This window comes from Aetokthonos hydrillicola CCALA 1050, from assembly GCF_017591665.1.
In the GTDB taxonomy this organism is placed as follows: Bacteria; Cyanobacteriota; Cyanobacteriia; order Cyanobacteriales; family Nostocaceae; genus Aetokthonos; species Aetokthonos hydrillicola.
The window spans coordinates 77812-91870 of the sequence record NZ_JAAKGC010000020.1 but is presented as its reverse complement, the minus strand read 5'-3'; the positions used below and the strand labels follow the sequence as shown (position 1 = coordinate 91870).

Genomic DNA, 14059 nt, shown 5'->3' with positions numbered 1-14059 from the left:
CGAAACCCAACAAAATCCCAAAAATGTTGGGTTTCGTTCCTCAACCCAACCTACGCAAGTTAGGATTTTAGGCTTTAACCGAACCGTATTGAGAACACTTGTGTTGTTAGCCTTTTACCTACTCTTAGATGGTAGCTTTATTTCTACCGATCTGTACTGTGAGTAAGTCGGCGAGAATAATACCTACTATGTAAAGTTTTGTAAAAACTTCAAAAGGTTTAGCGCTAAAGCGCAACTACGAACCAATATTTATTGAGCGCATTTAGCCAAAATTCAAAAAAAATTTTTTAAAAGAGCAAAAGGGGAAAAAGGGGAAAAAGAGCAAAGGGTTAAGTCCTCCCAACCCCGCAACTGACTCGAAAACCAACATTGAGGTTGATGACGTCGCGCCAATTAAAGAGGTTGCGGGACGCGGAACGGCAACTCCTAGGACCATTGTTCCACGAGCCGCCCCGCAGTACGTATAAATTATTATCAGTAGTATTGTCTACCCATACTCTTCCATCATTTGGCGCACCTTCATAGTTACTATGCCAGGGGTCTGCACACCATTCGTCAACATTTCCATGCATGTCGTATAAACCAAAGCTGTTGGGGGGAAAACTTCCTACTGGGGTGGGTTCTTCTCGATATTCTCCTGCTGCTTCTTCTGCATAGGTAGAGCTTGCACGGTAGTTAGCTAATTGACTGGTGATAGTGTCTCCGTAGTGAAATGGTGTTGTGGTTCCAGCACGCGCTGCATATTCCCATTGTGCTTCCGATGGTAGTGTGTATTCTCTTTTTGTAAATACCGATAGTCGCTGACAAAATTCCACCGCATCATCCCAGGATACACGTTCGACTGGTCGATTCTCTCCTTTAAAGTAAGAAGGGTCTGGGTTTAAATCGCGCTGGATTTTCGGCATATTAGCCACTGCGAGCCATTGTGCTTGGGTGATTTGATATTTGCCCATGTAGAATGGTTGTATTGTTACAGTATGCTGGGGTCTTTCACGATCAAGGCTTTCTTTCTCATCCTCTGGTGAACCCATCATGAAGGTTCCTCCGGGAATGTAAACCATCTCCAACTCTACGCCATTTAACAGATACTCTGTGAAATATCTCGCTTGTCGCCATGCTTTTGTGATGATTTCTCCTCTGTGATTCGCGGTGACGACTTCAAATTCATAGGTTTTTAAACCGTCCGATTCTTGGGGTTTTGGTACTCCTGTTGCATCTTTTAGGGTTGCGATCGCCCATTTCTCCCATTGAAGACAAGCATTCGGGATTTTTGCTCTGTATGCTGTAGCGTAGATTAGGGCTGTTAAATCTGGTCTATTTAATACTTGTGCTATTCTTAATGCCCAGGTATACAAATGCTGTTGCGATTGTGTGAGTAAGGGGTCTAGTTGTTGCCTTAATCTAATAGCACTTTGGCTTTTTCTCCTGTGACTTGCTTCACAACGAGCGGTGATGAGTTCTATTTCTATTGCTTGGGTTTGGTTTTGGGGGATAAAGTTGGTTAACTGTGCGCGAACACTATAAATTTGCTGCAGGCTATCTGCCAATATCCAAGCTGCTTGTAGGGTGTCTCCTGCTTCAAGCCAACAGTCTGCTGCGGCTTGTGGTTGTTCACACATCAGGTAACAGCGCGCTGCATTTGACCAGTTTTTTGCCCTTTTGTAGCACTGTGCGGCTTGTTCCCAGAGAGATTGTTGTTCGTAGGTTTGTGCTGCTTGCTGGTATTCCCCGATTTGTTCCCAAACGCGACACGCATCTGCTAGCCATCCTGCTTTGATGTAGCACTGGGCGGCTTTTAGTAGTAGTTCTCTCCTCGTCGCTTCGTCTGGCGTTTGGGTCACTTTGATAATCTGGAGATTAAGCTCTTGATACCAACGATAGGCTTCTTCAATCTGAACTTCTGCAATTGGGGGAATTTTAACCTGAAATGCCATACTTTTGCTGCAAAACCTGCAACTTTACTGTAGGCATTGGCAGGCAGCAGTGGTTAACATTGTGGGTGAAAAATAATCTTGGGTTTGTGAGTATCAATATTAACCGACCAGAAAGTGCGATGGAGAAGCACCCAAAGTGTGATCGCACTTTAGCCGTTTATTCTGACAAAAGCAGCAAACAATGACCAACCTGAACTATAGCAACCAGATATTGCACGATCGCTCTTTCAAAGGGCAGGACTTGTCTGGAGCAGATTTCAGCGGTTCAGACTTACGGGGGTGCAATTTTACAGGAGCAACTTTAATTGGGGCAAACTTTCAGCAGGTGAAAACAGGACAGAGCCAGCACCAAGTACGTATGTTAGTTGCTAGCACTATAGTCAGTCCAGTGGTTTTATGCGGCTGTGGTGCGATCTTTGTGTATCTATTAAGTTTATTGAAGAGCAATCGCGCCATCAACTTCTTAATCGGTGCGCTCCCGATATTAGCTTTTCTAGCTGAGATCTTCCTCAGAGATAGTATTACCTTCCACTTTCCCCAAGCCACAAGTTATGCAGGTATTGGATCCATTGCTGTACTGTTTGCGATCATGGTCACGCTTACAGTCGGACTTGTTTTTATTGGCAACTCTAGCTTTGGTGATGGATCTATAGCTCAAGGATTTTTCTTGTTAATCATGACAGTTGTTGGTGCGATCGTCACCTACCGAATTTTTCAATGGCTGATCCAATCTATTCAAAGCCATCCCGGAACATCTTTTAGAAAAGCGAACTTAACCGATGCCGATTTTAGTTATTCCGAACTGGAAAATACAGATTTTTCCCTTGCAGTTTTGACAGGGGTGTGTATTTTTAAGTGGGTGATTAAACCTTATACCGAATTTACAAATGTTTATTGTAAATACCTTTATCTGGAACCAGAGCAGCAAAATCGTCAACCAGCTAATAGGAATTTTCACGCAGATGAGTTGGAACCAATACTGACTCAATTTAGAAAATGAATAGATGAATATTATTGAGCAAACATCAACTACATTAAAGTTTCAAGACAATAATTGGCAATGGCTCTGGGGACTGTTGTTTAGCATTCCTTTTGTGGCGATTGGATTGGGTATACCTCTTGTGACAAGCAACGTCACTACATTAGAATGTCAGAGAACTAAACCTAGCACAATAACTTGTCAAAGAACAATTATCGGCTTATCAGGAACAGAAACAACTGTGATTCCAGGGCAAATAAAAGGAGCTAACGTCGCTCTTGAACATGGGACTGGAGTTGTATTAGATACTTCCAATATTCAATCAGTAGAGCTAGTTAATCACAGAGTATTTATCAGGGACAAACAATACCAAATTGCAGATGAAATCAACACTTTTATCAAAAACCATCAACAATCTAGGCTGAAAGTTCAACAAGACGATCGCTGGGAGGGATTTTTTGAGGGAATGGTGTTGTTTTTGCCGGGAATTGCCATCATTCTACAATCCCTAACCATCCCAAAGCAGATCCGCTGTGATTTTGACAAAATCTCACAGCAGATGACATTGGAGAAACACTATCAATTCTTGGGCAGATTTACTACACAAAAAAAGCTAACTGAAGTTAAGCAAGCCCAAGTAACACAAATACCGATAGAAACTAGAATTCCCAGGTACTTTGTGCAACTGGAATTGACATCAGCCAAACCAATTTCTTTATCTCCAATCACCTATAATCGCCAGGAGTGCGAAACTATTGCGAACGCGATCAATCAGTTTCTCAGGCTGATGCGCTGACACTGAGGATTTACTGCGATAGCGTTCGCGTTGGCAAAGCCTCTCCGTCAGGAGAAGCGTCTCGAAGAGAAGCGCTGCCGCCTGAAGGGCGGATCGCGCTTGCGGTTATGTTCAGCCTCGCATTGTAACTATACTACTGAGTTTTCAGGATACCATTCGATAAACTCATCAAAGGTATATATTTTTGGTTCAGTTTGTGCTTGGGTCATAAGTTAGGGATGCTCCCTTCTAAGTAGGTTGGGTTGAGGAACGTAGACGCCTTCGGCGGCTTCCCGCAGGGTAACCCAACACATCAAAGCTTTGTCTTTGTTGGGTTTCACTTCGTACCCCTACGGGGAAGCAAGCTACAACCCAACCTACCGATCTGTTTCATTTTTTTTGTGAAATGGTATTAGGGATGCTCCCTTCTCAGTTGTGTATTCTGACTCGTTTTCACTACGTTTGTGTTTGTTCTTGGTTTTCGGAGAAATTTAACGCTTCGTCAATATCTGATGCTTCGGTAATTGGTTGTTGGTTGGCTGGAATACTATTTCCGAAGACTTCCGTAATCTGGGGATTACGTTCAATGATATTACCTAATTCGGCAGAAATGCGATCGTGCTCACGGTTGTGTTCAGCTTCTGGTAAACGCATCGTTCCTTCATCAGTTACCTCGAATACTTCTACCTCACCAGTTACTTGGTTGAATCGAAATTTTACTTTGACATCCATAGGTTTATTTTTTGTTATTTTTCTAAGAGGATGTTTGAAAAGTTTGTAGTAGTGTATCAAATATTTGTTTACCCCACCCTAACCCTCCCCTTGGAAAGGGGAGGGAACTGGTTATCTAGTCTCCCCCCTTTCCAAGGGGGGATTAAGGGGGGTAAAAATGTGATGAAAATCACAGTCAACCACTTTTAAAACAACCTCTAAGATAAACGTTAAAACGCGAGCATCACGTAATCAAATTCAATTTTCGTCAACGGTAGCGTTACCACTTCGCAAGAGCGCACCCTAAACTGTTTGAACGCCATACCTGTAAAAATAAAAAAAAAATTTTTAAAAAGGGCAAAAAGGGGAAAAAGAGCAAAGGGCTAAGTCCTCCCAACCCCGCAACTGACTCGAAAACCAACACCGTTGCCGATGTCGTCGCGCCGAGCATAGCTGTTGCGGGACGCGGAACGGCAATACCAAGGATAATCGTACCACGCGCCGCCCCGCATTACGTATAAATTATTATCAGTAGTATTGTCTACCCATACTCTTCCATCATTTGGCGCACCTTCATAGTTACTATGCCAGGGGTCTGCACACCATTCGTCAACATTTCCATGCATGTCGTATAAGCCAAAGCTGTTGGGGGGAAAACTTCCTACTGGGCTGGTTTGTTGTCGAAATTCTCCTGCTGGTTCTTCTACATAGGTATCGCTTGCATAATAATTAGCTAATTGACTGGTGATAGTTTCCCCATAGTGAAATGGTGTCGTCGTTCCAGCGCGCGCTGCATATTCCCATTGTGCTTCCGATGGTAGTGTGTATTCTCTTCCTGTAAATACCGATAGTCGCTGACAAAATTCCACTGCATCGTCCCAGGATACCTGCTCTACTGGTCGATTCTCTCCTTTAAAGTAAGAAGGATCTGGGTTTAAATCACGCTGGATTTTGGGCATGTTAGCCACTGCACGCCATTGTGCTTGGGTTATTTGATATTTGCCCATGTAGAATGGTTGTATTGTTACAGTATGCTGGGGTCTTTCACTATCAAAGCTTTCTTTCTCATCCTCTGGTGAACCCATCATGAAGGTTCCTCCAGGTATGTAAACCATTTCTAACCCTATGCCATTTAACAGATACTCTGTGAAATATCTCGCTTGTCGCCATGCTTTTGTGATGATTTCTCCTCTGTGATTCACAGTGACGACTTCAAATTCATAGGGTTTTAAATCTTCCGATTCTTCAGGTTTGGGTATTCCTGTTGCATCCCCTAGGGTTGCGATCGCCCATTGCTCCCACTGTTGACAAGCATTCGGAATTTTTGCTCTGTATGCTGTGGCGTAGATTAGGGCTGTTAAATCTGGTCTGTTTAATACTTGTGCTATTCTTAACGCCCAAGTGTACAAATGCTGTTGCGACTGCGTGAGTAAGGGGTCTAGTTGTTGCCTTAGTCTAATAGCACTTTGGCTTTTTTTGCGCCTACTTGCTTCACAACGAGCAGTGATCAGTTCTATTTCTATTGCTTGGGTTTGGTTTTGGGGGATAAAGTTGGTTAACTGTGCTCGAACCTGATAAATTTGCAGGAGGCTATCTGCCAATATCCAGGCTGCTTGTAGGGTATCTCCTGCTTCAATCCAAGAATCTACTGCGGCTTGTGGTTGTTCACACATCAGGTAACAGCGCGCTGCATTTGACCAGTTTTTTGCCTTTGTGTAACACTGTGCTGCTTGTTCCCAGAGAGATTGTTCTTCGTAGGTTTGTGCTGCTTGCTCGTATTCCCCAATTTGTTCCCAAACGCGACACGCATCTGCTAGCCATCCTGCTTTGACGTAGCACTGGGCGGCTTTTAGTAGTAGTTCTCTCCTTGTTGCTTCGTCAGGGTTTTGGTTCACTTTGATATTTGACCTTTGACTTCCGCGCAGCGACGCTATCCCCGCAGATTAAATTCGATTTCGATAATATTATTGTCTTCACTACATTGAATATTATCAGCACCATTACGTCTAGCGTAGGCGAGGATTGCATCACGATAAGCGGTTGCTAAAACGCGGTGAAAAGCCTGACGACAACGCACACCTACAGTGTCCAGGTATTCTCTGGCTTGTCTTGAGAGAGTTGCTTGACGTTCTGCTGCTAGTTGTTGTAATCGGATTTCTGCTTGGGTACGAGCTGCATTTTCAATGTCGGTTGCGACTTGGCTTTCTGCTTCATTTTGTGCTTGTTGAATCTGGGAGCGAGCAATTTCGTCTAATTGTTGCTGTGCTGCTGTTTGTGCTTGTTGTTGAGCAAATTCTCTTGTGTATCCTCCCCAACCATCATCATAGTATCCTCCTTCACCTTCAGCAGAAACCTCTGTATTGACTAACCCTTCTAGTGTTCTTGTTTCTTGTGCAGATGTCTGAACCTCGCCTTCTAAAGTTGCAACAATTTCCAAAGCCTGCTCGTCTACTAGATAAATGACATAACCCCCTTCTACATCGTAGCGATATCCTTCTTCTACTTCTCTCCAACCTGAGCCATTAGCAGCTAAAGCTGATTCTAAAGCTCGTAGTGCGGGAGTACCTAAGGTAGTATCAAGAGGCTGACGTACCCGCGCTTCACCAATTACTTGTTGTTGTAACTCAACTGTGCGGGAAACTTCCCTTTGCCAAGCTTCGTTTAATTCTCTAGTGGCTGTTACTCTAATACGTCTGGGGTTACACATATAATCAGTTATCAGTGAACAGTTATCAGTACCTATTCGCCCGGTTGCTCTACGCTGTCCAGTCTTCGGTTAACAATCTTGGAACTTTTGTAAAGTCTCTTACGTTTCGGGTCAACAATACTAAGTTACGAGATATGGCAATTGATGCAATTCTCAAATCCATTGTAGACACTCGAACTTGTTGAGATCGTAACTCGTCAAAGATAGCGATCGCACTACTATCAAAAGGTAACACGTTAGCCGTTGCAAACCCCTGAAGAATTTCCAACAACAAAGCATATCCACGTATCGTATGAAAATTTGTTCCGGCGCGATTGATAAAGTTGTGAGCACCAAGCACCTGTTCATGGAAGCTGACGACAGATAATGCAAAATCTGTCGGTAAATATCGTTTCATTCGAGCAGTCAAGCAAGTAAACTCCAGACCCGAACCCCTTTGTAGAAAACTGATGTGATCCGTATCAAGCAGATATTTCACCGTTGATTGCTATCCTCATCTGTTGGCTTATCCGCTTGACGAAAAGCACGTCCATATTCTAGAGCCTCAAGCAAAGCAGCTTCATCAGAAATTGAACCAATGAGTTGTTCTAACCAATTTTCAGAAGGCTTGTTTTCAGCCCTGCGTTGGAGATCAGAAACTGCTTGCTCAAGAGTCGTTAACCGTTGTTCAATGACTGTTTCATCTAACATAATTCTATCCTTAAAATCGAAATAAGTTTTATTAAACAGAACTCAGGAGTCAGGAGTCAGAATTCAGAATGAATCCTGTATGATTGGTGGATGAGTCTAGGGGTTTAAGAGCCCTGCTCAATTAGTGGGGGTAAGAATCCAAGGGTGGAATTGATTCTGACTCCTGAATTATTCTTCAACGACGGAGGGTTATTAACATTATAAATAAGTTCACCGTAGAACTGTAAAACAGTATGTTACCCCCGAACTTCCAATAATTGCAATCCTTGCTGAATAACTCTCTCAACCCGTTTACGAGCGTCTATATCTTGGGGATGATTACTAATGAGTTCTTGTCTAAGTTTGTTAAGCGTCATGAGATGAGCACCTACAGCAGATTCTGAAGATAAAAGGGGTGTTTGTGCTTCTATTGTTTCTAAATCCATGATAATATCACTGACGGGTCGTGATGTTTCTCTGGTTTCTAATCCTGCTTCTTCTAAGCGCGATCGCAAAACTGTTTTGAGAACATCTGCTTCCTCTGATCTATCCCACAGATGAAATAGCGGTAAAAAATCAACGTATTCTGCTGATTCTGCACCACGTAACAAAGTTGATCCAGCTATTAATTTTAACCCCTTTACAACTCGCCGATCTGAAAATTCAACGCCTTCTGCTCGCAGTTCCCGCACCAATCTACCGTATTCTGGTCTAATGTTGGCTAGGTTAACTTCTGTTAATCGTCCATGCAATTGGAGAATATCATTAAGTTTTATAATAGGCAAGACTTCACTAACAGGTTGATTCGCCATTGCGCGTTTAGCTGCTTCAATTTTTTCTCGCTCTAGTTCCCAACCTTGTTCCAAAAGTTCATCGATTTGGTTATCTTCTACCCTGTTCACTTCCAACCGCAACACGAAGCGATCGCCAAAAGCATGTAAAGCAGGATCATCTGGTAGGCTGTTAGAAGCGCCAATCAAACATATTAACGGTACTGCTTGTCGTTGCGAGCCATTGTAAAACTTGCGCTCATTGAGAATTGTTAACAGGGAATTGAGAATAGCACTACTTCCTTGGAAAACCTCGTCAAGGAAGACAATTTGTGCTTCTGGTAGCATACCCTCTGTGCGAATATGATAAGTTCCTTTTTGGAAAGCAGCCACATCCAAGGGACCAAAAAGCTCAGAAGGTTCAGTAAAGCGAGTTAATAAGTAAGAAAACTCTTTAGCGTCGATGAGATCAGTATAGCGGTTGATAATAGCTGTTTTAGCTGTACCAGGAACACCAATTAGTAACAAATGCTCTTGACAAACTGTGGCTAATACCAGTAAATCAATTGCCTCGTCTCGCCCTGTAAATAGGCTCTTGAGGTTGCGTTTAACGTTGTTTAATCGTTTGATGGTATCGTTGACAGTTTGCGACCAGGGCATAGTTATTTTTAATTTGGTAAAATCTAACGACAAGATTATTCTGACTCCTGAACGCCACATTCCTACGCTAGTAAACCCAGATGCAGAAGTGGCTCCTCCTGACTCCTGTCTCGTTCTTTTAATAGAGCAAAGGAACTCTTCGGTACAAAACCTACAAAGCTCCCCAACTCAGTTTTATTTTTGGATACTGTTACCAGCATCGCAGGAACAAGGCTGGACTCTTCTTCGGTACTCTCGACAGATTCCCACCTGCCAACTCTCACACTGAAGAGTGCTCCCAACCCCGCAACTGACTCGAAAACCAACATTGTTGTTGATGTCGTCGCGCCAATTATAGTTGTTGCGGGACGCGGAACGGCAATTCCTAGGATTATTGTTCCACGCGCCGCCCCGCAGTCGGGTTTGCCTCACCCCTTCTTCAACTCCTCGAAACATCGAGGGAATTGAATATCCGTCTCTTTAACTGCCAAGTATCACCATGATCTAGGTGAGCAAACCAACTTTGCAGCGATTGAGAAAATTTTTTCTGATCAACTTTACCCTGAGTGTAGCCAATTTGCAAGCGCTTTAATCTTCGCCTTCCCCGACGAAGGTTTTGTTGACGAACTCGTATTGTTTGTGGAAAAACTCGAAATCCGAGAAAGTTTGCTCCATGTTTTGTGGCGAATAATTGGCTCTTGATCGGGTGAATTTTGAGTCTTAATTTTTCTGCTAAATATTTCTCTATAGCTATTCTTGCATCAGCTAAAAATTGCCTATCATCTGAGCAAAGCGCGAAGTCATCTACATAGCGTAGATATTTTTTAACCATTAATTGTTCTTTGACAAAATGGTCAAAACCATTTAAATAAACATTGCGTCGTAGGTTTTTTGGATCACAGATAATTCTTTTAATTCCTGCATTTTTATAAAAGATGATACTTCTTTTCATCCTTGGTTCGTAGTTGCGCTTTAGCGCACTAAAGTGAGCGAGTGCGGTGGTGAGGCAGCGCGTTGGGCGGTGAATCCAGCGCTGCAGGAGGGTCTCCCTCCGTAGGCGACTGGTGCTAGCGAAGCTATCTTCGACGCAGGAGCGTCACCCGTAAGGGCTTTGCCGACTTAAAGCGACTGCCGAAAGGGTTTCCCGGCATCAAGCACCTGGCGTGCAACTACAAACTTTTCAACTTATTTGGCATAAATTTACATAGTTAAATTATTCTCGTCAACTTATTTATATAAATTTTTCCGTAAAGAAAGTTAAAGAGAGCAAAAAATAAAAAAAATTTTAAAAAGGGCAAAAAGGGGAAAAAGAGCAAAGGGCTAAGTCCTCCCAACCCCGCAACTGACTCGAAAACCAACATTGCCGTTGATGTTGTCGCGCCGATTATAGCTGTTGCGGGACGCGGAACGGCAATACCCAGGACGATAGGGCCACGCGCCGCCCCGAAGTATGTAATAATTGTTCTCAGTATCATCGTCAACCCATACTCTCCCATCACTTGGCGCACCTTCATAGTTATCATGCCAGGGGTCTGCACACCACTCCCGAACATTTCCATGCATGTCGTATAAGCCAAAGCTGTTGGGGGGAAAACTTCCTACTGGGGTTGTTTGTTCTCGATATTCTCCTGGTGGTTCTTCTGCATACGTTTCGTTTGCATTATAATTAGCTAATTGACTGGTGATAGTTTCCCCATAGTGAAATGGGGTTGTACTTCCAGCACGTGCTGCATATTCCCATTGTGCTTCCGATGGTAATGTGTATTCTCTATTGGTAAATACTGATAGTCGTTGGCAAAATTCCACTGCATCATCCCAAGATACCTGCTCTACTGGTCGATTCTCTCCTTTACAGTAAGAAGGGTCTGGGTTTAAATCGCGCTGGATTTTGGGCATATTAGCCACTGCACGCCATTGTGCTTGGGTGATTTGATATTTGCCCATGTAGAATGGTTGTATTGTTACAGAATGTTGAGGAACTTCTTTTCCCTGACTCCACTCATTTTTTTCCTCTGTATCTGGTGAACCCATCATGAAGGTTCCTCCAGGTATGTAAACCATTTCTAGCCCTATGCCATTTAACAGATACTCTGTGAAATATCTTGCTTGTCGCCATGCTTTTGTGATGATTTCTCCTCTACGATTCACGGTGGCGACTTCAAATTCATAGGGTTTTAAACCTTCCGATTCTTCGGGCTTAGGTACTCCTGTTGCATCCCCTAGAGTGGCGATCGCCCATTTCTCCCATTGCTCAGATGCATTCGGGATTTTCGCTCTGTATGCTGTGGCGTAGATTAGGGCTGTTAAATCTGGTCTGTTTAATACTTGTGCTATTCTTAATGCCCAAGTGTACAAATGCTGTTGCGATTGTGTGAGTAAGGGGTCTAGTTGTTGCCTTAATCTAATAGCACTTTGGCTTTTTTTCCGCCTACTTGCTTCACAACGGGCGGTAATTAGCTCTATTTCTATTGCTTGGGTTGGGTTTTGGGGGATAAAGTTAGTTAACTGTGCTCGAACACTATAAATTTGCTGTAGGCTATCTGCTAATATCCAAGCTGCTTGTAAGGTATCTCCAGCTTCAAGCCAAGAATCTACTGCGGCTTGTGGCTGTTCACATATCAGGTAACAGCGCGCTGCATTTGACCAGTTTTTTGCTTTTGTGTAGCACTGTGCTGCTTGTTCCCAGAGAGATTGTTCTTCGTAGGTTTGTGCTGCTTGCTGGTATTCCCCAATTTGTTCCCAAACGCGACACGCATCTGCTAGCCATCCTGCTTTGATGTAGCACTGGGCGGCTTTTAGTAGTAGCTCTCTCCTTGTCGCTTCGTCTGGGTTTGGGTTCACACTCATGAATAAATTTTAAGGTATTGGAGATGCGATCGCTTTGTGGAGCAATAGATTTATTCCCAACCAGGAATACCACCCACCATGTTCGGAACTTCACCGGTAACGCGATCTGCGCTCCGCGCAGCAGGGAAGAGATGGCTTATCATTCAGTTAAAAATTCATAGTGATCGCCTTTAAAAATTTCATTCTTGGTTCGTAGTTGCACTAAGCGTGCGCTAAAGCGCAACTACAAACCTTTCAAGTTAATTTACATACTTTTTCTGTAAAGAAAGTTAAAGAGGGGAAAAAATTCAAAAAAATTTTTTTAAAAGGGCAAAAGGGAAAAAAGAGCAAAGGGTTAAGTCCTCCCAACCCCGCAACTGACTCGAAAACCAACATTGCCGTCGATGTCGTCGCGCCGATCAAAGTTGAGGCGGGACGCGGAACGGCAATTCCTAGGATAACTGAGCCACGCGCCGCCCCGCACCGTGTATAAATTGTTATCAGTAGTATTTTCTACCCATACTCTTCCATCATTTGGCGCACCTTCATAGTTATCATGCCAAGGGTCTGCACACAACTCCCAAACATTTCCATGCATGTCGTATAAGCCAAAGCTGTTAGGAGGAAAACTTCCTACTGGGGTTGTTTGTTCTCGATATTCTCCTGCTGCTTCTTCTGCATAGGTTTCATCGGCATCATAATTAGCTAATTGACTGGTGATCGTTTCCCCATAGTGAAATGGTGTTGTACTTCCAGCACGCGCCGCATATTCCCATTGTGCTTCCGATGGTAATGTGTATTCTCTATTGGTAAATACTGATAGTCGTTGGCAAAATTCCACTGCATCATTCCAAGATACCTGCTCTACTGGTCGATTCTCTCCTTTAAATCTTGAAGGATCTGGGTTTAAATCGCGCTGGATTTTGGGCATATTAGCCACTGCACGCCATTGTGCTTGGGTGATTTGATATTTGCCCATGTAGAATGGTTGTATTGTTACAGTATGCTGGGGTCTTTCACTATCAAAGCTTTCTTTCTCATCCTCTGGTGAACCCATCATGAAGGTTCCTCCAGGTATGTAAACCATTTCCAGCCCTACACCATTTAACAGATACTCTGTGAAATATCTCGCTTGTCGCCATGCTGTTGTAATAATTTCTCCTCTACGATTCACGGTGACGACTTCAAATTCATAGGTTTTCAAACTATCCGATTCTTCGGGTTTAGGCACTCCTGTTGCATCTCCTAGAGTGGCGATCGCCCACTTCTCCCACTGTTGACAAGCATTCGGAATTTTTGCTCTGTATGCTGTGGCGTAGATTAACGCTGTTAAATCTGGTCTGTTTAATACTTGTGCTATTCTTAACGCCCAAGTGTACAAATGCTGCTGCGATTGCGTGAGTAAAGGGTCTAATTGTTGCCTTAGTCTAATAGCACTTTGGCTTTTTCTCCTGTGACTTGCTTCACAACGAGCAGTGATGAGTTCTATTTCTATTGCTTGGGTTTGGTTTTGGGGGATAAAGTTAGTTAACTGTGCTCGAACACTATAAATTTGCTGCAGGCTATCTGCTAATATCCAAGCTGCTTGTAGGGTGTCTCCTGCTTCAAGCCAAGAGTCTACTGCGGCTTGTGGTTGTTCACACATCAGATAACAGCGCGCTGCATTTGACCAGTTTTTTGATTTTGTGTAACACTGTGCGGCTTGTTCCCAGAGAGATTGTTCTTCGTAAGTTTGTGCTGCTTGCTGGTATTCCCCAATTTGTTCCCAAACGCGACACGCATCTGCTAGCCATCCTGCTTTGATGTAACACTGGGCGGCTTTTAGTAGTAGTTCTCTCCTTGTCGCTTCGTCTGGGTTTTGGTTCACACTCATGAATAAATTTTAAGGTATTGGAGATGCGATCGCGTTACGGCGTCATAGATTTCACCCAAACAACCCCAAACTAGAATATCATCCACTGTCTTTCGAGCTTCACCGTTAGACTTTGCGCGATCTACGCTTTGGGGAGCGATCGCCTAACATTCGGTTAAAATGCCCAAAACCAACCC

General features: G+C 43.5%; 11 protein-coding genes and 2 pseudogenes. 2 read left to right on the top strand and 11 right to left on the bottom strand.

The window, feature by feature from the left end; genetic code table 11:
• Positions 1 to 329: 329 nt before the first annotated feature.
• Positions 330 to 1934 carry a formylglycine-generating enzyme family protein gene (locus tag G4P69_RS12855; RefSeq protein WP_208341288.1) on the bottom strand — a complete coding sequence of 535 codons (1605 nt, stop codon included), beginning with the start codon at positions 1932 to 1934 and terminating at the stop codon, positions 330 to 332.
• A gap of 181 nt (positions 1935 to 2115) precedes the next feature.
• On the opposite strand from G4P69_RS12855, the gene G4P69_RS12850 reads away from it, so the two are divergent.
• Both G4P69_RS12850 and G4P69_RS12845 read left to right on the top strand, forming a co-directional pair.
• Positions 2116 to 2934, top strand: coding sequence for a pentapeptide repeat-containing protein (locus G4P69_RS12850; RefSeq protein WP_208341287.1), 819 nt, complete (start codon positions 2116 to 2118; stop codon positions 2932 to 2934).
• Between the two features lie 4 nt (positions 2935 to 2938).
• Complete coding sequence (locus tag G4P69_RS12845) at positions 2939 to 3709, top strand: hypothetical protein (protein ID WP_208341286.1); 771 nt, start codon at positions 2939 to 2941, stop codon at positions 3707 to 3709.
• A 131-nt stretch (positions 3710 to 3840) separates the two neighbouring features.
• On the opposite strand, the pseudogene G4P69_RS39175 reads toward G4P69_RS12845, so the two are convergent.
• From G4P69_RS39175 to G4P69_RS12800, 10 genes and pseudogenes are all read right to left on the bottom strand, one after another.
• Positions 3841 to 3918 (bottom strand): annotated as a pseudogene (locus G4P69_RS39175) (Uma2 family endonuclease); the annotation flags it as partial.
• 226 nt (positions 3919 to 4144) lie between these two features.
• Entirely contained in the window at positions 4145 to 4420 is a 276-nt protein-coding gene (locus G4P69_RS12840; protein ID WP_208341285.1) for a hypothetical protein, read from the bottom strand.
• Positions 4421 to 4782: 362 nt separating this feature from the next.
• A complete protein-coding gene (locus tag G4P69_RS12835; RefSeq protein ID WP_208341284.1) occupies positions 4783 to 6294 on the bottom strand; it encodes a formylglycine-generating enzyme family protein in 1512 nt (503 codons plus the stop codon).
• 35 nt (positions 6295 to 6329) lie between these two features.
• Complete coding sequence (locus G4P69_RS12830; protein ID WP_208341283.1) at positions 6330 to 7106, bottom strand: hypothetical protein; 777 nt, start codon at positions 7104 to 7106, stop codon at positions 6330 to 6332.
• Positions 7107 to 7155: 49 nt separating this feature from the next.
• Positions 7156 to 7503 carry a type II toxin-antitoxin system VapC family toxin gene (locus G4P69_RS12825; protein ID WP_243902946.1) on the bottom strand — a complete coding sequence of 116 codons (348 nt, stop codon included), beginning with the start codon at positions 7501 to 7503 and terminating at the stop codon, positions 7156 to 7158.
• Positions 7504 to 7580: 77 nt separating this feature from the next.
• Positions 7581 to 7796 carry a transferase hexapeptide repeat containing protein gene (locus tag G4P69_RS12820; RefSeq protein ID WP_208341281.1) on the bottom strand — a complete coding sequence of 72 codons (216 nt, stop codon included), beginning with the start codon at positions 7794 to 7796 and terminating at the stop codon, positions 7581 to 7583.
• A 236-nt stretch (positions 7797 to 8032) separates the two neighbouring features.
• Positions 8033 to 9205 (bottom strand): AAA family ATPase, encoded by a 1173-nt coding sequence (locus tag G4P69_RS12815; protein ID WP_208341280.1) that lies wholly within the window; start codon positions 9203 to 9205, stop codon positions 8033 to 8035.
• 418 nt (positions 9206 to 9623) lie between these two features.
• Positions 9624 to 10061 (bottom strand): annotated as a pseudogene (locus G4P69_RS12810) (RNA-directed DNA polymerase); the annotation flags it as partial.
• Between the two features lie 443 nt (positions 10062 to 10504).
• Complete coding sequence (locus G4P69_RS12805) at positions 10505 to 12031, bottom strand: formylglycine-generating enzyme family protein (protein WP_208341278.1); 1527 nt, start codon at positions 12029 to 12031, stop codon at positions 10505 to 10507.
• A 334-nt stretch (positions 12032 to 12365) separates the two neighbouring features.
• The gene (locus G4P69_RS12800; RefSeq protein WP_208341277.1) at positions 12366 to 13883 is read right to left on the bottom strand and encodes a formylglycine-generating enzyme family protein; all 1518 of its coding nucleotides are present in this window, start codon (positions 13881 to 13883) and stop codon (positions 12366 to 12368) included.
• Positions 13884 to 14059: the final 176 nt, after the last annotated feature.